The organism is Tissierella sp. QWL-11 (genome assembly GCF_058683765.1).
In genome coordinates this window covers 1,583,071-1,606,843 of the sequence record NZ_CM178750.1, presented here as the reverse complement: position 1 = coordinate 1,606,843, position 23,773 = coordinate 1,583,071, and the positions used below count along the sequence as shown (strand labels likewise).

Annotated in this window: 24 protein-coding genes and 1 riboswitch; of the genes, 23 read left to right on the top strand and 1 reads right to left on the bottom strand. The window is 29.5% G+C overall.

The genetic code is table 11. The features are described 5' to 3' along the window. Positions 1-70: 70 nt before the first annotated feature. The 13 genes from alaS (at position 71) to sigK (ending at position 12,585) form a co-directional block, all read left to right on the top strand. Positions 71-2,707 (top strand): alanine--tRNA ligase, encoded by a 2,637-nt coding sequence (gene alaS / locus AC4PG3_RS07770; protein ID WP_492196095.1) that lies wholly within the window; start codon positions 71-73, stop codon positions 2,705-2,707. A gap of 45 nt (positions 2,708-2,752) precedes the next feature. After that, positions 2,753-3,013: an IreB family regulatory phosphoprotein gene (locus AC4PG3_RS07765; protein ID WP_492196094.1), complete on the top strand. Its 261-nt coding sequence runs from the start codon at positions 2,753-2,755 to the stop codon at positions 3,011-3,013. Between the two features lie 95 nt (positions 3,014-3,108). Beyond that, a complete protein-coding gene (locus AC4PG3_RS07760; protein WP_492196093.1) occupies positions 3,109-4,056 on the top strand; it encodes an aldo/keto reductase in 948 nt (315 codons plus the stop codon). Between the two features lie 13 nt (positions 4,057-4,069). Further along, positions 4,070-4,486: a Holliday junction resolvase RuvX gene (ruvX, locus tag AC4PG3_RS07755; RefSeq protein ID WP_492196092.1), complete on the top strand. Its 417-nt coding sequence runs from the start codon at positions 4,070-4,072 to the stop codon at positions 4,484-4,486. 7 nt (positions 4,487-4,493) lie between these two features. Further along, the gene (locus AC4PG3_RS07750) at positions 4,494-4,742 is read left to right on the top strand and encodes a DUF1292 domain-containing protein (RefSeq protein WP_492196091.1); all 249 of its coding nucleotides are present in this window, start codon (positions 4,494-4,496) and stop codon (positions 4,740-4,742) included. A 63-nt stretch (positions 4,743-4,805) separates the two neighbouring features. Beyond that, complete coding sequence (locus AC4PG3_RS07745) at positions 4,806-5,243, top strand: Fur family transcriptional regulator (RefSeq protein WP_492198214.1); 438 nt, start codon at positions 4,806-4,808, stop codon at positions 5,241-5,243. Between the two features lie 81 nt (positions 5,244-5,324). Beyond that, positions 5,325-6,986, top strand: coding sequence for a ribonuclease J (locus AC4PG3_RS07740; RefSeq protein WP_492196090.1), 1,662 nt, complete (start codon positions 5,325-5,327; stop codon positions 6,984-6,986). A gap of 100 nt (positions 6,987-7,086) precedes the next feature. Beyond that, complete coding sequence (locus AC4PG3_RS07735) at positions 7,087-7,578, top strand: QueT transporter family protein (protein WP_492196089.1); 492 nt, start codon at positions 7,087-7,089, stop codon at positions 7,576-7,578. A 37-nt stretch (positions 7,579-7,615) separates the two neighbouring features. Continuing rightward, positions 7,616-8,266, top strand: a complete 651-nt coding sequence (locus tag AC4PG3_RS07730; protein ID WP_492196088.1) for an O-methyltransferase — start codon at positions 7,616-7,618, stop codon at positions 8,264-8,266. Beyond that, on the top strand, positions 8,263-9,492 hold the full coding sequence (locus AC4PG3_RS07725) for a peptidase U32 family protein (RefSeq protein WP_492196087.1): 1,230 nt from the start codon (positions 8,263-8,265) through the stop codon (positions 9,490-9,492). Before AC4PG3_RS07730 ends, AC4PG3_RS07725 begins: the two co-directional genes overlap by 4 nt. A gap of 2 nt (positions 9,493-9,494) precedes the next feature. Next, positions 9,495-10,127 (top strand): uridine kinase, encoded by a 633-nt coding sequence (udk, locus tag AC4PG3_RS07720; RefSeq protein ID WP_492196086.1) that lies wholly within the window; start codon positions 9,495-9,497, stop codon positions 10,125-10,127. A gap of 60 nt (positions 10,128-10,187) precedes the next feature. Next, entirely contained in the window at positions 10,188-11,846 is a 1,659-nt protein-coding gene (locus tag AC4PG3_RS07715; protein ID WP_492196085.1) for a peptidoglycan D,D-transpeptidase FtsI family protein, read from the top strand. 34 nt (positions 11,847-11,880) lie between these two features. Beyond that, positions 11,881-12,585, top strand: coding sequence for an RNA polymerase sporulation sigma factor SigK (gene sigK, locus AC4PG3_RS07710; protein ID WP_492196084.1), 705 nt, complete (start codon positions 11,881-11,883; stop codon positions 12,583-12,585). A 30-nt stretch (positions 12,586-12,615) separates the two neighbouring features. On the opposite strand, the gene AC4PG3_RS07705 is transcribed toward sigK, so the two are convergent. Next, positions 12,616-13,269 (bottom strand): YhcN/YlaJ family sporulation lipoprotein, encoded by a 654-nt coding sequence (locus AC4PG3_RS07705; protein WP_492196083.1) that lies wholly within the window; start codon positions 13,267-13,269, stop codon positions 12,616-12,618. A gap of 235 nt (positions 13,270-13,504) precedes the next feature. On the opposite strand from AC4PG3_RS07705, the gene AC4PG3_RS07700 reads away from it, so the two are divergent. The 10 genes from AC4PG3_RS07700 to AC4PG3_RS07655 all read left to right on the top strand — a co-directional run bounded on the left by AC4PG3_RS07700 (position 13,505) and on the right by AC4PG3_RS07655 (position 23,765). Continuing rightward, the gene (locus AC4PG3_RS07700; RefSeq protein ID WP_492196082.1) at positions 13,505-15,187 is read left to right on the top strand and encodes a GspE/PulE family protein; all 1,683 of its coding nucleotides are present in this window, start codon (positions 13,505-13,507) and stop codon (positions 15,185-15,187) included. Between the two features lie 14 nt (positions 15,188-15,201). Next, on the top strand, positions 15,202-16,254 hold the full coding sequence (locus AC4PG3_RS07695) for a type IV pilus twitching motility protein PilT (protein ID WP_492196081.1): 1,053 nt from the start codon (positions 15,202-15,204) through the stop codon (positions 16,252-16,254). Between the two features lie 8 nt (positions 16,255-16,262). Further along, entirely contained in the window at positions 16,263-17,462 is a 1,200-nt protein-coding gene (locus tag AC4PG3_RS07690) for a type II secretion system F family protein (RefSeq protein WP_492196080.1), read from the top strand. A gap of 89 nt (positions 17,463-17,551) precedes the next feature. Further along, positions 17,552-17,639, top strand: a riboswitch (cyclic di-GMP riboswitch). A 222-nt stretch (positions 17,640-17,861) separates the two neighbouring features. After that, entirely contained in the window at positions 17,862-18,296 is a 435-nt protein-coding gene (locus AC4PG3_RS07685; RefSeq protein ID WP_492196079.1) for a type II secretion system protein, read from the top strand. Between the two features lie 168 nt (positions 18,297-18,464). Then, entirely contained in the window at positions 18,465-19,226 is a 762-nt protein-coding gene (locus AC4PG3_RS07680; RefSeq protein WP_492196078.1) for a prepilin peptidase, read from the top strand. Between the two features lie 91 nt (positions 19,227-19,317). Beyond that, positions 19,318-19,629 carry a prepilin-type N-terminal cleavage/methylation domain-containing protein gene (locus tag AC4PG3_RS07675; RefSeq protein WP_492196077.1) on the top strand — a complete coding sequence of 104 codons (312 nt, stop codon included), beginning with the start codon at positions 19,318-19,320 and terminating at the stop codon, positions 19,627-19,629. Positions 19,630-20,331: 702 nt separating this feature from the next. Further along, a complete protein-coding gene (locus AC4PG3_RS07670) occupies positions 20,332-20,577 on the top strand; it encodes a hypothetical protein (protein WP_492196076.1) in 246 nt (81 codons plus the stop codon). Positions 20,578-20,721: 144 nt separating this feature from the next. Then, on the top strand, positions 20,722-21,789 hold the full coding sequence (gene pilM / locus AC4PG3_RS07665; protein WP_492196075.1) for a pilus assembly protein PilM: 1,068 nt from the start codon (positions 20,722-20,724) through the stop codon (positions 21,787-21,789). Between the two features lie 100 nt (positions 21,790-21,889). Next, a complete protein-coding gene (locus AC4PG3_RS07660) occupies positions 21,890-22,381 on the top strand; it encodes a PilN domain-containing protein (protein ID WP_492196074.1) in 492 nt (163 codons plus the stop codon). Continuing rightward, a complete protein-coding gene (locus tag AC4PG3_RS07655; RefSeq protein WP_492196073.1) occupies positions 22,335-23,765 on the top strand; it encodes a LysM peptidoglycan-binding domain-containing protein in 1,431 nt (476 codons plus the stop codon). Before AC4PG3_RS07660 ends, AC4PG3_RS07655 begins: the two co-directional genes overlap by 47 nt. The last annotated feature ends 8 nt before the right edge of the window (positions 23,766-23,773 follow it).

Below are 23,773 nucleotides of genomic sequence, written 5' to 3'. Positions count from 1 at the left end.
TAGAACATTAGCTCTCCTCCAGTGTTGGGGGAGATTTTTGATAAATTAGACAATTATGAAGAGGTGTGTTATGAAAAATATTGGATTACATGAAATAAGAAGAGAATTTTTAGAATTTTTTAAAGAAAAGGAACATCTTGTGGCTCCTAGCTACTCCTTGATACCTAAAAATGATAAATCCCTACTTTTAATTGGTGCTGGTATGGCTCCATTAAAAAAATATTTTACTGGAGAAGCTGTTCCGCCTCAAAATAGAATGACTACCTGTCAAAAGTGTATAAGAACAGGAGATATAGAGAATGTAGGGAAGACGGACAGACATGCGACTTTTTTCGAGATGCTTGGAAATTTTTCCTTTGGAGACTACTTTAAACGTGAAGCTATTAGTTGGGCATGGGAATTTTTAACTGAGAGGATGGAAATAGATGAAAATGATCTATGGGTTTCAGTATATGAAGAGGATATAGAAGCTTTTGAAATTTGGAATAAAGAAATTAATGTACCGAAAGAAAAAATTGTACCTCTAGGAAAGACCGACAACTTTTGGGAGCTAGAAGTAGGACCTTCTGGTCCTTGTTCAGAAATATATATTGATAGAGGAGAAGAATACGGATGTGGAGACAAAAATTGTAAACCTGGTTGTGAGTGTGATCGATTTATAGAGGTATGGAACCTAGTGTTTACCCAATTTGACAAAGATGAAAATGGAGTATATCATCCACTATCACATCCAAATATAGATACAGGTATGGGGCTTGAAAGAATTGCCGCAGTTATGGAAAGAGCTGATAATATATTTGAAGTAAAGGCAATACAAGATATTTTACACACTGTAGAAAGAATAAGTGGATTTAAATATAAAACTGATAAGGATAAAGATACATCCATAAGGGTTATAACTGATCATGTAAGAGCCATGACCTTTATGGTATCTGATGGAATTTTACCTAGTAATGAAGGAAGAGGCTATGTGCTTAGAAGGCTAATTCGTAGAGCTGCAAGACATGGAAAATTGCTTGGTATAAATAGAGAGTTTTTAACTGAAGTTGTAGAGGTAGTTATTAACTCTTGGAAAGTAGAATATAGTGAATTAAAAGTAAGAGAAGCTCAAATTAAAAAAATAATAAAAGCTGAAGAAGATAAGTTTCAAGAAACGATAGATCAAGGCATGGACATACTAGAAGATTATATACTTTGTATGAATAAAAATGGAGAAAAGATTCTAAAGGGACAAGATGCTTTTAAACTATATGATACCTTTGGATTTCCTTTAGATTTAACTAGAGAAATCTTAGAAGAAAAAGGCTTGGATGTAGATGAATTGAGTTTTGATAAACATATGAAAGCTCAAAAAGATAGAGCAAGAAAAGCAAGAGTAGAAGATAAAGGTGGATGGGGAAATAAAGAAGAAGATTTATTTAAAGGATTTAAATCTATTTTTAAAGGGTATGAAACTCTTTCAACTAACTCTTCTATTACTGGTCTTTTTAAAGATAACAAAAAAGTATCTTATTTAGAAACTGGAAATGAGGGTATTATAGTATTAGATGAAACTCCTTTTTATGGTGAATCTGGAGGACAAGTGGGAGACAAGGGAATTATAGAGAATGAAAACTTTAGTGCTATTGTAAATGATACTAAGATTGGGCCAGAAAACTCAATTCTTCATATGGTTAAAGTTGTAAGTGGAAGGATTGAAGAAGGCTATGAAGTTGTTTCTACAGTAGATGAAGATGAAAGATTGGCACTAATGAGAAATCACTCAGCTACACATTTATTACATCAAGCTCTAAAGGATACTTTAGGAGAGCATGTAAATCAGGCAGGTTCCATAGTTTTATCTAATAGACTTAGATTTGACTTTACTCACTTTGAAGGATTAACTATAGAGGAAACAAAAGAGATTGAATTAAAAGTAAATCAAAAGGTATTAGAAGCTTTAGAAGTTAAAACTATAAAAACATCTTTAAAAGAAGCTAAAGAGACAGGTGCAATAGGATTATTTGAAGGAAAATATGGAGATGAAGTAAGAATAATTAAGATGGGAGACTATTCACAAGAATTATGTGGAGGTACTCATGTAAAAAACACTGGAGCTATAGGCCTATTTAAAATAATCTCTGAAACTGGTATAGCATCTGGAGTAAGACGTATAGAAGCCATAACAGGTATGGAGACATATAGATATTTAAATGATCTAGAAAAACAATTAGATGACCTAGGAAGTGTTTTAAAGACAAATAAAGAGAATTTATTATTAAAGTCACAGAGTATAGTAGATGAATTAAAACAAAAAGATCGTGATATAGAGAAGATGAAAAAGGAAAAGTCAAAGGATATCTCAAAAGAAATATTAGACGCTAAAAAAGAAATAAAAGGGATAAATTTGATTACTTATAGATTAGAAGATGTGGATATGGATGGACTTAGAAATTTAGGAGACGAGTTAAAGAATAAAATTGAATCGGCAGTTATAGTTTTAGCATCAACAGTAGATGATAAAATTTTATTTTTAACAATGGTTACTAAGGATCTAAATAAAAAAGGAATTTTAGCTGGGAATATAGTACGAGAAGTTGCTAAAGCTACAGGTGGTAATGGTGGCGGTAGACCAGATATGGCACAAGCAGGAGGAAAGGATATTAGTAAATTAAATAGTGCATTAGAAAATATATCAGCCTTAATAGAGGAAAGTATAAAATCTTAAAATAATTTTTAAAATGTAATATACTAAAATTAGAGGAGTGATTTGGTGAATAAAGATTTTGATGAAACTATGATGTTTGATATGCCTAAAGAAAATACAAGAGAGCCAAAGGAAATACTCAATTTAGTATTTGCAGCTCTAGAAGAGAAGGGATATGATCCAATAGATCAAATAATAGGATATATTCTTTCTGGAGACCCTACTTATATAACTAGCTATAATAATGCTAGGAATATAATTAGAAAGATAGAAAGAGATGAATTATTAGAAGATATATTAAGGGAATATTTAAACTGTAATAAGTAAGAAATTATATGTAAGATAGAATATTAAATAGTATTATAGGGCAAGGTTTTGTTTCTATATTTATATTTATTTGATTTTAAGGTGGATGTTTATTAATGGAAAAGAGAATACTTGGAAATACTAATATAGAAGTTTCTAGACTTTGCTTTGGGAGTCTTACTATGACTCCCTTTCAAGCTAATCTTAGTATAAAAAAAGGTGCGGATTTAATAAGATATGCCTATGAAAAGGGAATTAACTTTTTAGATACAGCTGAGTTATATGACAATTATGAATATATAAAAGAAGCATTAAAATATATAGATAGAAGCAAATACGTTATAGCTACAAAGACTTATGCGTATACAAAGGATTTAGCTAAAAAAAGTTTAGAGGATGCTTTAAGAAGGATTGATACAGACTATATAGATTTATTTCTCTTGCATGAGCAAGAGAGCATACATACCGTTAGAGGACATTTTGAAGCTATAGAATATTTACTTAAAGCTAAATCCGAAGGTAAAATAAGAGCTGTTGGCATATCTACTCATAGAATTTCAGGAGCTTTAGCCTTAAAAGAGGTAAAAGAGTTAGAAGTAGTTCATCCTATAATTAATAAAGAAGGTATAGGAATTCAAGATGGAAATATAGAAGATATGCTAAAAGTTTTAGAAGAAGTCCATGGGATGAACAAAGGAATTTATGGTATGAAACCTTTAGGTGGAGGACATTTGATAAAAGATGTGGAATCAGCCTTTAAATTTGTAAAAGATTTATCATATATAGATTCTATAGCAATCGGTATGCAGTCGAGAGATGAAATAGATGCAAATGTAAGTTTTTTTAAAAATTCCTATATACCTGAAACTGTAAAGGAACACTTAAAGAAAAAGGAAAGAAGATTAATAGTGGCTGATTACTGCATAGGTTGTGGTAATTGTGAAAAAAGGTGTAAACAGGGAGGAATTAGTTTAATAAATAAAAAAGCTGTTCCAAATGAAAAATGTATACTATGTGGGTACTGTGCTACAGTATGTCCTGAATTTTGTATAAAAGTAATTTAAATTGGAGTGTAAAATGGAAAGAATACTAGGATTAGATGTGGGAGATAAGACTATTGGTGTAGCAGTAAGTGATTTACTTTTATTAACTGCTCAAGGAGTTACCACCATTAGAAGAGAAGGTAAAAAGAAGGATTTTAAAGCCTTAGAGGATATAATAAATGAATATGAGATAAAAAAAGTAGTAGTAGGCCTTCCGAAAAATATGAATGGAAGTCTAGGGGCTCAAAGTGAGAAGACTATGAAGTTTGCACAAAAGCTTAAAAATAAATTTAATGTTGAAATAATTTATGTAGATGAAAGGCTTACTACAGTATCGGCAGAAAGAGTATTAATTGAAGGGGATATGAGAAGGGAAAATAGAAAGAAAGTTATAGATAAGGTTGCAGCTGTATTTATATTGCAATCATATCTAGATGGTTTAGAAAGGTGAGATAGTAATGAAAGAAAGACATTTATTTTATGATGAATTAGGAAATGAAGTGGAGTTTATTGTAAAGGCAAAATTTAGTTTAGATGACACTGATTATGTTGCGCTTATGCCTGTAGATGATATTCAAACTCCCACTTATATTTTAAGGATAGATATAGATGAAAATGGAGAAGAATATTTAGTAGGTATAGATGATGAAGAATTAAAAGAAGCACAAGAAATATATGAGGAACTCTCTAGGGAAAATTTACAGTAGTTGACAAATTTATGAAAGTATTATATATTAATAAATAGATATGAACGGGTGAATAAATTGAAAATTGATATTGAAGTATATAAAGATATCTTAAAAGATAGGGGATATAAATTAACTCACCAACGGAAAATTATTTTAGAGGTTATGGCGGAAAATAATGATAAACATTTAAGCTGTGATGAAATTTTTAGTATTATATCTAAAGGAAATCCAGAGATAGGTATCGCAACTGTTTATAGAACCTTATTATTATTTGAAAAATTAAATATAGTTTATAAATTAAATTTTGATGATGGGTGTAGCAGGTATGAATTGGATTTAGGTACGGAGGACCACCACCATCATCATTTGTTATGTCTAAAATGTGGGAAAGTTATAGAGGTGCAATTAGATCTTTTGGAATCCTTGGAAAATGAGATTGAAAAAGATAAAGATTTTACGATAGTAGATCACAATGTAAAATTTTATGGATATTGTAGTGACTGTAAAGAGAACCTTTAGGGGTTCTCTATATTTTAGAGAATTTTTTTGCGGAAATGAATCATACTAAATATAAATAGAAAGAGAAAGTGGAGTGATAGAGTGAGTCGAAAGGAAAAATTAAAAATAATCCCTTTAGGTGGATTGGGAGAAGTGGGGAAGAATATAACTGTATTTGAGTATAAAGACGATATAGTTATATTGGATTGCGGAATGACTTTCCCGGAGGATGAAATGTTAGGAGTAGATATAGTTATACCTGATATTACTTATCTATTTAAGAATAAACACAAAATTAGAGGAATGGTAATAACACATGGACACGAAGACCATATAGGAGCTATTCCCTATGCATTAAAGAAATTAGATATACCTATATATGCAACTAAACTAACTTTGGGACTTATACAAACTAAGTTTAAAGAGCATAAATTAAATAATGTAAGATTAAATGAAGTAAAGCACGGTGATAGTATATCTTTAGGAGTTTTCGATGTTGAATTTATAAAAACTAGCCACAGTATACCAGATAGTGCTGCTGTAGCTATCCATAGTCCGGTTGGAATTGTAATACACACAGGAGATTTTAAAATTGATTTTACACCTATAACTGGTGATGTGATGGATTTAAATAGACTAGCTGAACTTGGAAGCAAAGGTGTATTAGCTTTGATGGCAGATAGTACCAATGCCGAAAGACCAGGATACACTATGAGTGAAAGTAGCGTTGGAAATACTTTGAGAGAAATTTTTAGCAATGCAGAAGGTAGAATTTTAATAGCTACTTTTGCCTCAAATGTTCATAGAATTCAACAAATAATAGATGCAGCAGAGCTAAATAACAGAAAAATAGTATTATCTGGAAGATCTATGTTAAATACTACTACTGTTGCAAAGGATTTAGGGTATTTACATGTTCAAGAAGATACTTTAATAGATATAAATGATATGAACAAATATAATAAAAATGAATTAGCAATAATAACTACAGGTTCTCAAGGGGAGCCAATGTCAGCTTTAACTAGAATTGCACTTTCAGAACATAGAAAGATTTCACTTTTAGAAGATGATTTAGTAGTTATATCAGCTACACCTATTCCTGGAAATGAAAAAACAGTATCAAATATAATAAATAAATTAATAGAAAATGGTACAAAGGTAATATATGAATCCTTAGCAGAAGTTCATGTTTCAGGTCATGCTCGACAAGAAGAATTAAAATTAATCCAATCTTTGGTAAAGCCAAAGTACTTTATACCTGTTCATGGAGAATTTAGACATCTAAAGAAACATGCTGAGATTGCAGAATTAATGGGACGTGAAAAAGAAAATATATTTATAATGGAAAATGGGCAAACCCTTGAATTAACAGAGGATAGTGCTCGAGTAGGCAAAAATGTACCAGCAGGTAAAATCTTAGTAGATGGATTAGGGGTTGGCGATGTAGGTAATATAGTATTAAGAGATAGAAAACACTTATCTCAAGATGGTCTTATTGTAATTGTAGTTACAATAAGTAAGCAAGAAAAGATTGTAATATCTGGCCCAGATATAATATCTAGAGGATTTGTATATGTAAGAGAATCAGAAGATCTTATGGAAGAAGCCAGAGCAGTAGTTAGAAAAGTATTAGATGAATGTGAGCAAAAAAAGATTACAGATTGGGCTACATTAAAATATAATATTAGAGATTCTCTAAAGTCATATCTGTATGATAAGATAAAGCGAAATCCAATGATACTACCAATCATAATGGAAGTATAAATAATGTATCCCTGGTATAAAATTATACCAGGGATACAACTTTTTAATCTTGTTAATAAATGCTATACTAGATATAGTATGTAAATATGGAGGGATAAAAATGAATATTAAATATTTAACAAAGGCAAGTTTAATAGCAGCTATCTACATAGTATTAGTGCTGATTCAAGTATTGCCATTTCCTCTTGCGAGCCTTACATTTGGACCTATACAACTTAGAATTGCAGAAGGATTAGTACTTTTACCTTTGGTAGAGTCTGCAGCAGTACCAGGTGTATTTATAGGATGTCTTCTTTCAAACTTATTGCTTGCACCATATTCAGGCTTTGGACTTGTAGATATTATAGGAGGGAGTTTAGTAACTTTATTAGCAGCTTATCTAACTTCTAAGGCCAAAAATAAATTTGTTGGAATAATTCCACCAGTACTTTTAAATGGATTAATAGTACCTATATGGGTATCATACTTTACAAAGATTCCCTATTTATATACTGCATTAGGAATAGGTGGAGGAGAATTAATATCTCTTTTATTATTTGGAAATATTATCCTATATGTATATGAGAAATCTACTAATTTCAGAGAGTATTGATATAAATTTAAAAATATATAGTAAGTAGGTTGATTAAATGACAAATATAAATGAAGACTATATAGAAAATTATATAAGAGGTGTTTTACCTCAAAGAGATGCTTATTTTTTAGATATGGAAAATTATGCAGAAGAAAACCATGTACCAATTATTGAGCCAGAAGTAGCACAGTTTTTAAGACTTCAGCTAAAACTTTTAAAACCCAAAAAAATTTTAGAGGTGGGAACTGCCATAGGTTATTCTGCTTTAGTGATGGCAGAAACAGCAAAAGACTGTAAGATAACAACTATTGAGAAAAATGAAAATATGCTAATTATGGCAAAAGAAAACATTTCTAAATCTCCATATAAAGATAAAATTAATGTAATATGGGGTGATGCAAGAGAAGTGTTACCACTTTTAGAAGAAAAATATGACTTAATATTTATAGATGCTGCAAAGGGACAATATATGGAATTTTTAGAACATGCTATGAAATTATTAAATCCCTCTGGACTTATAATTTCTGATAATGTATTATTTAGAGGAATGGTAGCAAGTGATAAATTAGTAAAAAGAAGAAAAATAACTATAGTAAAACGACTTAGAAAATTTTTAAAATATATAAATCAAATTGATGGTTACATTTCATCTATAATACCAATAGGTGATGGCGTGGCATTGACATATAAGGAGGAAGAAATTTGAATCAAGTAGAATTATTGGCACCAGCAGGTGATTTAGAAAAATTAAAAATGGCTATAATCTACGGAGCAGATGCAGTGTATCTAGGTGGGGAGGCATTTGGTCTTAGAAAAGCGTCTAAAAACTTTTCCTTAGAGGATATAAAAAAGGGTGTAGAATTTGCCCACCATAGAGGCAAAAAGGTCTATGTGACTCTAAACATAATTCCACATGATAATGATTTAGAAGGAATTGAAGATTATATAAAATCTCTTAAGAATATCCAGGTAGATGGAGTAATAGTAGCAGATCCAGGTATGTTTTCGATTATAAGAAAAATAGAGCCAAGTCTAAATATACATATTAGTACTCAGGCTAGTGTTACAAACTATGAAACTATTATGTTTTGGTATAATTTAGGTGTAAGAAGGGTAGTTTTAGCTAGAGAATTATCTTTTGAAGAAATTAAAAATATTACAAAACGACTTCCAAAAGATTTGGAGATAGAAGCGTTTATCCATGGAGCAATGTGTATGTCATACTCTGGTAGATGTCTTTTAAGTAATTATATGACAGGTAGAGATGCAAATAGAGGAGATTGTGCTCATCCTTGTAGATATAAATATTATCTCATGGAGGAAAAAAGACCTGGAGAATACTTCCCAGTTCATGAAGAAGACGAAGGTACCTTTATATTTAATTCAAAGGATCTTTGTATGATAGAACATATAAAGGAGCTTATAGAAGCAGGAATTACAAGTTTTAAAATAGAAGGTAGAGTAAAGAGTGCCTATTATGTTGCAACTATAATAAGAGCTTATAGAATGGCTTTAGATAATTACTATAAAGATCCTAATAATTATAAATATAATCCAAAGTGGCTAGAAGAGATAAAAAAAGCAAGCTATAGAAATTTTACTAAAGGTTTTTACTTCGGAAACCCAGGTGCAGAAGCTCAGAATTATGGGACAAGTGGATATACTAGGGAATATGATTTTGTAGCTATGGTAATAGATTATGATAAAGATACGAAAATAGCCACATTAGAGCAGAGAAATCGAATATTTGTAGGTGATGAAGTAGAAATATTTGGGCCCAATAAAGACTTTTTTGTACAAAAAATAGATAAAATGTGGAATGAAAAAGATGAGGAGATAGAAGTAGCACCCCATGCTCAACAGATAATTAAGATTAAAACAGAGAAAGAACTAAATAAATTTGATTTATTAAGGAAAATTAAGGGGGAATAATTGTGAACAGACCAATTCTTATTGGAATTACAGGAGGGACAGGTTCTGGAAAATCTACAGTATCCACAGAGATTTTTAAATATATAGATAAAGAAGATATAACTATTATAGAACAGGATTCATACTATAAAGATCAAAGCCATCTTTCCCTAGAAGAGAGAATTAAGACTAATTATGATCACCCCTTTGCCTTTGATAATGAATTACTTATAGAACATTTAAAAGAATTGTTAAAGGGAAACACAATAGAAAAACCTATATATGATTTTGAAATTCATAATAGAAAAAAAGAAACAATTACTGTAGAGCCAAGGGATATAGTAATATTAGAGGGGATATTAATTCTTTCTGAAGAAGCAATTAGAGATCTATTAGATATAAAAATATTTGTAGACACAGATTCTGATGTAAGAGTTATTAGAAGAATACTTAGAGATATAAAAGATAGAGGAAGAACATTAGAGTCTGTTATATTGCAATATATGAACACAGTAAGACCAGCACATCTTCAATTTATAGAACCTACTAAGAGATATGCAGATATCGTAATTCCAGAAGGAGGTTACAATAAAGTAGCCATAGATATATTAGTTACAAAGATAAACTCTATACTAAATAAAAATAAAAATATATAGGAATACCTCCTACAGATTATGCTAATAATATAATATTGACATAGTCTAGGAGGTTTTTTGATGGATGAACTTCAAAAAAATATATTTAAAAAGAGAATTATTATCAGTAGTATTTTGATTTGTATAATTTTTTTTGCTTTAAGTTTAAGATTATACTATATTCAAATATATAAATCAGATGAATATTATGATGCTGCTTTAAGACAGCGAAGTCAAAAAATATCTTTAGAACCTAAAAGAGGAACTATATTTGATAGAAAAAATGTAAAACTTACAAATAATAAAACAGTTCCAACTTTAATTTTACAAAGAAGTTTATTAAAAGAAGATGATGTTTTATATAAAGAAATTGAAAAAAATACTGTTTTGAGTAAAAATAAATTAAAAGAGATGATATCCTCAAGTGAAAACACCCTTAAAATACCATTACAACAAGGATTTGAACTTCCGGAGGAATATGAAAATTTATTTTTAGTAGATATGATAAATCGATATAATAATAAAAATATTTTATCCCATGTAATTGGATATATAAATAAAGCTGAAAACACTGGAGAATCTGGTATAGAAAAAACTTTTGATGAATTTTTAAAACTAGAAGATACTAATTCTTTAATACTTGAATATTCTAGGAATAAGTCTATGATAATAGGTGGTAAAGAATATGTAACAGATAATATAGATCCAAGAGATCCTGCTGGAGTAAAGCTTACTATAGATTATGAACTCCAAAGGGGAGTTGAAAAAATTTTAGATGAAGCAAATATAGATGGGGCCGTATTAGTATCTAATGCTAATTCTGGAGAAATACTTGCCATGATCTCCAGACCAAATTTTGATCAGAATGAAATTGAAAAATTCTTTGATTCTACAGATATGGCTCTTTACAATAAAACTCTTCAAGTTTCATATCCTCCTGGTTCTATATTTAAAATAATAGTATTACTTACACTTCTAGAAGCTGAAGATATAGATATAAAAGAAACATATCTATGTGAAGGTTTTGAAGAAGTTAATGGAATAAGGATAAATTGTACAGGTAAACATGGGAATATAAGCTTAGAAGATGGATTTGCTATATCATGTAATTCATTATTTGTAAAGCTTGGAAAACAGTTAGGAGCTAAAAATATTATAGAAATGGCAAAAAAGTTTGGATTGGGAGAAAAGATAGGTATTGGTTTAGCAGAAGAGGTAAGGGGGAATTTACCTGATAAATATGATATGTACGGGGCTGCTATAGGAAATATATCAATAGGGCAAGGAAAAATTGAAGTTACTCCTCTTCAAATGAGTAGTATTTTGACTACCTTAGTAAATGGCGGAATAAAAAAGCAAATTACATTAGTGAAGGGAATTACAAATAAAGAAGGAAAGATCATAAAAGAATATCAAAAATCAGAAGATATAAGAATTATATCAGAAGAGTCATCTAAGAAGGTTTTGGAAATGCTAAGACTTGTAGTAGAAAAAGGTACAGCTAAAAAGATGGATTTAAAAAACATAGGAAGCGCTGGTGGTAAAACTGGATCTGCTCAATCAGTTGTGAGGGGAAAACCTGTTATAAATGGATGGTTTACCGGATTTTATCCTAGCTTAGATCCAGAGTATATCATTACGGTTTTAGTTGAAGATTCAATATCTGGATCTCAAAGTGCAGCACCAATATTTGAAAAAATTATAAAACTTATATATAGTACTAGCACTAATCACCCCTAAAGCACATATACTAATATATCATGGGGGTGTTAGTGTGAAGAATGCTTTCTATTTATTGACAAGTATTTTATTAAAGCCATTTATTATACTATGTGGGTATATGATTAGCTCTAATTCATTTCCTCAACCCTTGAATAGGGAAGAAGAAAAAAAATACTTAGATTTATATTCAAAGGGGGATAGAGAGGCTAAAGATGTACTTATAGAGAGAAATTTGAGATTAGTTGCTCATATAGTGAAAAAATACAACAATACAGGGAAGGATATAGATGATCTTATTTCTATAGGAACTATAGGTCTTATAAAGGGAATTGAAACATATAACTCTGACAAGGGAACAAGGCTTGCTACATATGCAGCAAGATGTATTGATAATGAAATTTTAATGAGTATTCGATCTACAAAAAAAATCAAATTAGAACATTCAATTCATGAGCCTATAGGGAAAGATAAAGAGGGGAATGAGATAAATCTATTAGATATACTGGGAACAGGAAAAGACATAGTAATAGATGAAGTGGATTTGCGTCTTGAAACTAAAAAACTATATAATTGTATCAATAGATATTTAGAAGGAAGAGAGAAAAAGATAATACTCTTAAGATATGGACTTGTAGATGGACATTATAGAACTCAAAGGGAAATAGGAAAATGTTTGGGTATTTCAAGATCGTATGTATCAAGAATCGAAAGCAGAGCTATAGAAAAATTAAATAGAGCAATGGAAAAAGCAGAATAAAAAAGCTGAAACTTAAGTTTCAGCTTTTTTTTATCTAACAATATTATTTATACCTCTACCCATTCTTCTAAAAAGATCTCCTATTTCATCAGTAAAGTCATCTACTGGGTTTCCATTCATTATACTAGTAGACATACTTTGAATTCTAGTATATAAATCTGGATCAGTAGTTACAGAAACGTTTTTAATATTGTTACTTTTATCCTTTACCATCTTTTCAATTTTACGTCTTAATGTAGTAGTCATTGTATTTTGAGTTTTTCCTCTTAGACTAACTCCTACTAAAGCAGTATCATCGCTTACAACTACAGAAGCTTTACTTACTTCTGGCAGATCTGTTATATCTCTAGATAGATTTTCTGCAATGGTATTTAAATTATTCATATTTCCTGATCTAGTCATTCCATTATTTAGATTTTCATCTACATAATCATTTGTACCTGAGTTATTCATACCATTGTTTAAATCATTTCTAATTCCTAAATTGTCTTCATTCATATTATTATCTCTATTCCAATTATCATTAGCTCCATTATCCCATCTATTGTTTATTCTAGTTTGAGTTGATAGTCTATCTCTATCATTCATACCAGTATCATCAGGATTATCAGTACATCCTACTATAGTTAAAGATAGAACTAATGCTAAAGCTAAAACAAATAAATTTGATTTTTTAATTTTCAAATTTTCCACCTCCTATAAATAGTCTTGCACAATATCTATAATTTATTTGAACTAATTTTTAATTAAAATGTATAAACTAACCATATTAATCATCATAATAAATCTTATCATAAATGATATATTTTTAAATCAAATAAAATAATAAATTTATAAAAATTTCAAAAAAAGAAGGATTTTCAAAATAAATGTAGAATAATAAAATAATATGGTTTTTAATTCATTAAAGGGTGATTTTATGGAAAATACAAATTCAAAATTAGGAGAGATACTCGTATATTCAGGAAAAATAAATACAGAACAATTAAAGGAAGTTATAAGAGAACAAAAAAATAATTCTATGAAGACAGGAGAAATTTTAGTGAAAAAAGGGTGGGTAACACAAGATGATATAGTCGAAGCTTTAGAGTATCAATTGGGTTTTCCTAGGGTTGATTTAGCTAAATATGAAATAAATCTTGATTATGTAACTGTAATTCCTGAATCTGTAGTTAGAAAATATACACTTATAGCTATAGACAAAAAAGGTGAAAAACTTGTTGTTGCCATGATTGATCCTTTAAATTTTTTTGCAACAGATGATGTAAAATTATACACAAAAAGAGAAATTGAGACAGTTATTGCTGATAAATCTGATATTGAAGATTTAATAGATAAATATTATAGTAGTGAGTCAACTAAAAAAGTATTAGAAGAATTTGAAGACTCATTCAATCCAATAGATACATTAGATTATGAGGAAGAAGAAATGCTAGAAGTTACTACAGCACCTATAGTAAAACTTTTAAATTCAATTATTGAACAAGCTGTAAAAGAGAAGGCTTCAGATATACATATAGAACCTTATCAAAGAGATATAAGGGTTAGATTTCGTATAGATGGAGATTTAAAAGAAATAATGACTCTATCTAAAAACACATTATCTGGAATAATTACTAGAATAAAGATTATAGGTGGTATGAATATAGCAGAAAAAAGAATTCCTCAAGATGGTAGAGTAGAAACAAAAATCAATGGAAAAGAAATAGATATGCGTATTTCTACACTGCCAACAGTTTATGGAGAAAAAACTGTAATTAGGCTATTAGATAGGACAAGTTTTAATTTTACTAAAGAATCTTTAGGTTTTAGTCAAAAAGACTTAAAAAATTTTAATAATATATTATCTCAGCCTTATGGAATGATATTAGTCACGGGCCCTACTGGAAGTGGAAAGACAACTACACTTTATACAGTGCTTCAAGAACTAAACAAGATAGAAAAAAACATAATAACTGTAGAAGATCCAGTAGAATATAAATTAAATGGAATAAATCAAGTGCAAACTAATCCAAAATCTGGACTTACCTTTGCAACAGGACTTAGATCTATTTTAAGACAAGACCCTGATATAGTAATGGTGGGAGAAATTAGAGATGGAGAAACTGCAGAAATAGCAATTAGAGCCGCCATAACAGGACACCTTGTATTATCAACACTACATACAAATGATAGTCCATCGACTATAGCAAGGATTATAGATATGGGAATAGAACCTTATTTAGTGTCCTCTGCAGTTATAGGGATAATATCTCAAAGATTAATAAAACTTCTTTGCCCTAAATGTAAAGAAGAATATTTTGCAAGTGATATGGAAAAAGAATTATTAGGCATATCAAAAGAAGAAAAATTAAAGCTCTATAAACCTATAGGTTGTAGTTCTTGTAATAATGGATATAAAGGTCGTGGTGCTGTACATGAGGTTATGCCTATAAATAAAAATCTAAGAAGATTAATAGATAAAGAAGTAAATATAGATGTAATAAGAAGAAAGGCTTTAGAAGATGGGATGAAAACATTATTGGAATCTGTATCAAATAGAGCCATAAAAGGAGAAACCCCATATGAAGAAGTATTAAGAGTAGGGTTTACCCTAGGATAGGAGTGATATATAAAATGGATTTAATAACATTATTAAGATTAGGTATGGAAAAAAAAGCATCTGATATCCATATAAACGTAGGATTGCCACCTACACTTAGGATAAATGGAGAACTTGTCAGAACAGAGGGAAATCCATTGTCACCTAAAGAAACCAAAGAACTAGTACATGCATCTTTAAATGAGAATTTGATTAGAACTCTAGAACAAAAAGGAGAAATAGACACCTCTTACTCTAATCCAGGTGTAGGTAGATATAGGATAAATGCATATAAGCAGAGGGGAAGCTATAGTATGGCTTTAAGAGTAATTCCATTAGAGATACCATCTATGGAAGAGTTAAGATTGCCAGAAGTGGTTAAAGAATTAGCGCGACTAAGAAGAGGATTAGTCCTTATAACTGGTCCTACAGGTAGCGGGAAGTCTACAACTCTAGCTGCAATGGTAAATCAAATAAATAAAGAGAGGAATTGTCACATATTAACCTTAGAAGATCCCATTGAGTATTTACACAGACATGAAAATAGTATAGTAAATCAAAGGGAAATTGGTTCAGATTCACTTAGTTTTTCCAATGGACTTAGAGCTGCTTTGAGACAAGATCCAGATGTTATCCTTGTGGGAGAGATGAGAGATTTAGATACTATATCCATAGCTTTAACTGCAGCAGAGACAGGGCATCTTGTATTATCAACTCTACATACTGTAGGGGCTGCAAAAACCATAGATAGAATTATAGATGTGTTTCCACCTCATCAACAACAACAAATTAAAGTTCAATTGTCAGGTGTAATACAAGGCATAGTTTCCCAGCAATTATTACCTAAAGCAGATGGGCTTGGAAGAATAGGAGCCTTTGAGGTGATGAGATCTACTTCAGCCATTAAAAACTTAATAAGAGAAGGTAAAGTTCATCAAATTGATACTGCTATTCAAACAGGAGCAAAATTTAATATGCAGACTATGGATAATTCTCTATTAGGATTATATAAAAAAGGATATATAACAAAAGAGTCAATTTTAAACCAATCTATAAACAAAGAATATGTAAATAGATATATTATATAGGAGGCAATATGATATACAAATACAAGGCAGTTTCTCTTTCGGGAGAAACCATAGAAGGTTTTTTTGAGGGAGATAAGGAGTCAGATGTAATTTCTATGCTTAAAGGAAATAATTATTTGCCTGTAAAAATAGAAAAGGATATAGAGGCAGATGCAAAGATAGATATATTCTCTCCAAAAGTTAAGAAAAAAGACTTAGCAGTTTTTTGTAGGCAATTTTATACCATGCTAGATGCAGGTATTGGTATAGTAAAATGTATAGATATACTTGAAAAGCAAACAGAAAACAAAGCACTTGTCAAAGCATTAGAAGATATTCATGGAGACGTACAAAAGGGATTTATACTATCTCAAGCAATGCTAAAACATAGAAATGTATTCCCAATTCTATTAATTAATATGGTTGAAGCAGGAGAGATAAGTGGTAATTTGGATACTATAATGGAGAGAATGGCAGTACACTTTGAAAAGGAAAATAAGCTTGAAAACAAAATAAAATCAGCAATGATCTATCCTATAGTTCTAGCTGTGGTATCCATAGCTGTAGTTATATTTCTATTAGTAGCAGTTATGCCTACATTTATCTCAATGTTTGAATCTAGCGGTCAAGATTTACCAATAGTTACACAAAACCTTTTAAATGTGAGCAATTGGCTTACAAGATATTGGTATATATTCTTTGGAGGTCTTATTGGATTGACGTTCACAATTACATTTTATAAAAAAACACCAAATGGTATGAGGTTTTTTGATGGACTAAAATTAAAAATCCCAGTATTAAAAGATACCTCTACAAAAATAGTCACATCAAGATTTACAAGAACTCTATCTACTCTTATTACAAGTGGAATACCACTTCTTGAATCAATAGAAGTGGTTGGAAAAGTAGTGGGAAATGTAGTAGTTCAAGATAGAATGGAAAAGATTATAGAAGATGTGAGAAAGGGAGTTTCTCTATCTCGAGCAGTAAGTGAAGTAGGAGTATTCCCACCTATGGTAGATTCAATGATAAAAATAGGAGAAGAATCAGGTACTCTAGATGACATACTATATAAGACAGCAGATTTTTATGATGAAGAATTAGAAGTATCACTACAAAAGCTTACGACTCTTATGGAGCCAATAATGCTAGTAATAATGGCAATAATTATTGGGTTTATAGTAATAGCAATGGCAATCCCTATGTTTGATATGGTAAATACTATATAGACATTTAATATATAACATAAAATAATCCATATATTGACATTTACTTTGTATTAATGTACTCTAAAATAGATTGAATTGTCAAAAAATAAATATTGCCTGGGCAAAGGTGGGGAAACTCACTGACGCAAATCCAGAGTCTAAATTATCAAAAGATAAGATAATCGTTCGGGTGCATAAATATCAGAATGGTTATTTATGCAGTTTTTTATACATTTTGTTAATCTTAGTGTATGTATAGCATCTTGAGTGAAAGCTTTTTAATCAAGTACAAGCTTCTCATTCTATTGTATCTGAACTTGCGAAGGATTTTTAATTTAAGTCGATTTTAAAGGTGGTGGTGCAAAAGGGCGAGGGTAATAGGAATTATAAATTTTTATAAACAAAAGGAGGAAAATGATTATGTTAAAACGGATTAACAAAAAAAGAAACAAGAAAGGTTTTACATTGGTAGAATTAGTAGTTGTTATTGGAATATTGGGTGTTTTAGCTGCATTGGCTGTTCCAAGATTGACTGGATCAAGAGATAAGGCAAATAGAAGCGTAGTGAGATTAAATCTTAGAACTATAGAGAGTGCTTTAAGTATAGCTGAGGCTGATGGAAAAGAAGTAATAGATATACCAAGCGATCAAGATTCTACTGATTCTAACAAAGGTGGTCTTGTTGGTTTAGGCTATTTAAATGCTGAACCAAAGGGCCCTTCAGGAGTAACCTATAAAATTGTTGAAAACAGAGCAACAGTTAATTTGAAAGCAGGTCAATTTGGATTTAAAAAATCTGATGGTAGTGGTGTAACAGCTGATGACTATACATTATTTGATCTATCAGAAGAATAAAGACATAAAACAAGTGATCTAGTTACATAATCCAATAACCTATTCAATATTCTGATAATTACTGAAAGAAAATATCCTCTGGTATGGAATATTATATTATGTAAAGAGATGTTGAGGACGTTTGTTTAGATAATATAAAAAATAAATCTTACATCAAAGGAGCAATTCATGACTACACTTATATTCATATATGGACTATTAATAGGATCATTTTTAAATGTATGCATATATAGAATACCAAGAGAAGGAAGTATAGCTTTCCCATCATCCCATTGTCCAAATTGTAATACGCCTTTAAAATGGTATGAGAATATACCCATGTTTTCTTATTTAATTTTAAAGGGAAGATGTAAATACTGTAAAGACAAAATTTCAATACAGTATCCATTAATAGAATTACTTAATGCAATCATTTACTTATTATTATTTTATAAATTTAAATTATCAATAGACTTTATATTCTACGCCCTTATATCATCAACATTAATAGTGATAACTTTAATAGATTTAAAAGAAATGATTATCCCAGATAGTTTAGTAATAACAATTCTAATACTATCTGTATTACATAAACTAACAAATAATATAATATATAAAATACCTATAAACTTCATTGACTCTATTGGAGGACTTTTAATAGCTGGAGGATTATTCTTAGCTATAATGATCTTATCAAAAGGCGGAATGGGTGGAGGAGATGTTACATTAGTTGGAGCTTTAGGATTTACCATAAGAATTAAATATATATTACTTACCATATTTTTATCTTTTATATTAGGTGGGATTATATCAATATTTTTATTAGCAACAAAACTAAAGACAAGAAAAGACCCCATTCCTTTTGCTCCATTTATTATATTAGGATTTATGATAACTTTATTTTGGGGAGAAGAATTGATTAATTGGTATTTCGGAACATTTTTTAAATAAAATAATTGATATATATATAGTTTAACTATCGAAAAAAATCATGATAATATATTAATTTCTCAACCTATTATATTTATTCAAGGAGTAGATTATGGTGAAAAATTTTAAAAAATCTAGAAATGGACTAACACTAGTAGAAGTTATAATTTCCATAGCAATAATTGGAATTATAATTGTTGGATTTTTATCATTATTTACAATGTCAGTGGAAACTAATAATAAATCGCAAACCACACTTGAATCAATATATCTTGGAAAAGACACTATGGAATTAATTTATTATTTGAGTAAAAATATTTCTTATAAGGATTTGGAAGCAAAATTAAACGATAATGCTTATACTAAAATATCAGAAAATATTTTTGGAGGAACTTTTTACAAAAGATATAATTATTATAAATGATTTCAAAAAAACAATGTTGAATACCCTAAAGATGAAGTTTCTATTCAATTATTAGAAATGGGAAGATTGTAGAGAGTATAAAATTATTTTAGTAGAAGAGATGAGGGATACTAAAAGAACAGTGAATACAATTATATCGTTAAATTAGAATAATCAAGAAACTGGAAATCTCCCTTCTAAATTGTTGTTTAGTATTGATAAGTTTGTCTTTGGTGGTTCTGAATTCAATGTTCATAGTAAAAAGACAACACTACTATGAATGGGGGGGCAGAAATAAATGTAAAAAAATATTTATTTTAAGCAATTAGATACTGGCGTTATTTAAGGGCAGACATATGGAGACCAAAGTGATTCAGGAGATATTTATTTAGATGGAAATGCTAAAAATTTAGACTCTGAGAGACAAATGTATAGAGATGTTTATACAAATAGAGATTTCATAGTAATGGGTGGAATGACAGTCTGTCCCAGCTTTAAAAGAGCCAGACTTTAGTTTTGAAGTCCCTGATTGTAAAATAGGATAGTTGGTATGAAAGCAAAGAATATGAAATAAAGGCTAATACTACAAGTGAAATACCAAAAAATGCTAAATGGTTTGTTAATAATTATAATAATACTGACTGGCAAAATATAAAGCGTGAAGTAGTTATAATTAGCAAGGGGGACATTATTCTTAGAGGAGATAAGGATTTAACTGGAGTCTTGATAGCTCCAGATGGAATAGTTAAATATACTAGTGGAAACTTCAATGGACTAATAATTAGTAATAAGGAGATAAACTACTCAGGTTGGGCTTCAGTTAACTTGAAAGATTTAGAAGAATACTTTGAAAGTTCAAATATTCCGATTAATACTAGCTGTAGTGGGAATGATAGTTCAAATAATAACGATAGTAAAAATAAAAATAATGTGCAGATTACTTTTAAATCAAAGATTAGAGAACAATAAATAAAGATCTTTTAAAATTATATTTTCAAAGTATAATTGTTATATCTGAACACAATTATATTTTAAAGTAGTGGAAATATTAATGGAGAAAAAAATATATATTAGGTATTCTAGGGAAATTAATATACTAAAAGGGGGATATATTTGAAATTATTCAACAATAACAACAACAAACCAAACATATCCATAGACTTTGGTTCATCTGAAATAAAAGTAATAGAGGGACAAGCTACAAAGGCTAATATAAACATCACTAAATCACAATCCCTTCAAATACCAAAAGGTGTCTATAGTGATGGAAGAATTTTAAATGAAGACAAGCTCATAAATATCTTTAGAGATTTTCTACAGACAAATAAGTTTAAAATGGATTTAAAGGCCTATGGAGTAATAAATAGCTCTTCTATAATAATTAGAGAAATAAATATACCTAAAGTAGAAGAAGGTGAAATATCATCCTTAATAAATTTTCAAGTAGAGGAATTTTTACCTATAAATCCTGAAGACTATGTAATAGACTATCTATTACTTGATAAGGTAGAAGAAGATAAACTTAATATACTATTAATTGCCATTCCAAAAGGTATTGTATTAAGCCATCTTAATTTAATGAAAGAGGTAGGATTAGAGCCTGTAGCATTAGATCACCAAGGAAATACTGTAGCAAAGCTATTATCTTTTAATGATAATATAAATAATGAATACACTATAAAAGATAATACTATTGTATCTGTAGACTTAGGATATACAAAGACTGAAGTTACTATTTCAATAAATAGCAATATCGAAGTTTTAAGGGCAATAGACTCAGGTGCAAGAAATATTTATGAAATCATGGATGAATTCTTAGGATTCACTGAAGATGAAGTGGAAATTCAAATCAGGAATATAGAAAATATATCTAAAATAGATGATATAAATGAAGATAATAAATTAGAAATCATATATAAATCTTCTCTGGAAGGAATAATGGATAAGGTAGGAAAGATTATAAGATATTATGATAGTAGAGAATTTGGGAATAGAGTTCACCTAATAGTATTACAGGGGGGACTTTCAAATATAGAGGGAATAGAGAAATTATTTAAAAAACATTTTCATATAAACACAGTAAAATTAAATAGTTTAGATAAGATTAAATTAGATGAGAATATATCACTTTATGCAAATTCCATAGGTGCTCTAATAAGACGAGATGAGGTGCATAGATGAAAGACTTAAATTTTTTTGAACCATTTATAAAAAAAAAGAATTTAAAATAAGTAAATCTTTAGTGATCTATTCTCTTATTGGAGTTTTTTTTGTAGCTCTTATGATTTATGCAGGTTTAAATCAAATTCGTATAATGAGACTTAATTCTCAAGTAGATGGTCTTAAAAATCAAGCAGAGGACCCCAGTATAGTAGATAAGTTTATATTAATAAAAGAAAAAGAAGAAGAAATGATCATATTTAAAACTGAAGTAGAAAAGATTCAATATATGGATAAGGTTATAGAATCTAAAGAGATAGTAAGTGAAGAGTTTATTAGAAATATAACTTACAATCTTCCTAAGGATACTTATCTTACATCTATTACTATATACGAAGACTCAATTAACCTTTTAGGGGTTTCTAATGATAAATGGAGTATAGCAGAATTTGTACGAGCATTAGATACTATGGATGGACTAGACAATGTGTATATTTCAAGCATTTCAACTAAAGAGGATAAATTTACTTTTAATTTAGATATTAGGTTAGCACAGGAGGATATAAATGCAGAAGATGAAACTGAAGAAGTTCAAGACCAGATCTCTAACTAAAAATGAAAAATTCTTACTTACTGCTTTAGGAATAGTTATATCTATTTGGGCAATTTTTAGCTTTATCTTAACTCCTCAAGGGAAAAAAATAGAATTACTTGAAATCCAGAAGATAGACTATGAAAATAAGATTTTACAAAATACTCTTACTCTAAAAAAACAAAAAAGAATTGAAAAGGAGTGGGAGTTATTAGATAGAGAAAGAGATAAGATACTCTCAAAATACTTTCCAAAGTTAGATCAGGCTCAAATAATATATCTTTTAAATGATCTAATAGAGGAAGATAGTGTAGAGATAAATAATATGAATTTTACTAGACCTTCAATGGAGAATATCGGAGAAATAGATGTAAATCAAATGTCTGTAAGCATTCCCTTTTCTGGAGAATATGACGGAATTATGAATATTATAAAATCAATGAACAATAGTCCTAGAAGGATTGCCCTAGATAGGATAAGTATAGACCAAAATGGAAGTAAATTAGCTGGGAATATAGATCTTAAGATATATAGTTTAGAAGGAATAGCAGAAACTGATCCTGATATAATATATATAGATCAAGCTTCAAACCATGGAATAACTACACCTTTTTCTCCATATGATGATATAGCCTTAAATGATTTTAGCTATGAAAACAATGAGAATAATGGAGATTTTTCAGAAGACATAGGTAGCAATATAGATGGAATTTGTAGTGAAGATAATTTGAAAGAACAAACAGGAGAAGTACTCCATGATTTTGAACTAAATAATTTTTCTTTTCTTCCTTCAAATCCATTAGTAAAAGGTAGTGCAATTAGATTTACCAATAGAAAATCCGGAAAATATTCCCTTAGATTAGAGTATAATATTTTGGCTTTAGAAAAAGAAAATAGGGCATATGTGGACTTGTCTAAACCTGATATAGAATTTAAAATTCCTCCTAGTTCAGTAGGGGTTTGGGTAAATTCTTACTCTTATTCTCCAGGTACTTTAGGAATGAATTTAAAGACTCAATCTGGAGATAAAGTTAATGTTAAAATAACAGAAAGTATAAACTGGATGGGCTGGAAATATATAGAGTTTAGTTTGCCAGAAGACTTGAAATTATATCCATTGAAATTAGAAAATATATATTTTGAAATTCCTTATAACAGGGATGAATATGGAGTAATACTATTAGATAAATTAGAAACATTTTATCCTGAGAACAGTGATAAATCAATAGATAAAAATGAGGAGATGAATGATTTTTATGTAGTAAAACCAGGAGATAATATAAATAAAATATGTGAAGAAAATTATGGGACTCTAAATTATAAAAAAGAAATTATGGATTTAAATGATATAAAACCTGGTGAAGATCCTTCAGTTGGAAAGGTTTTAATTTTAAAGAGACATTAGTGAGGTGA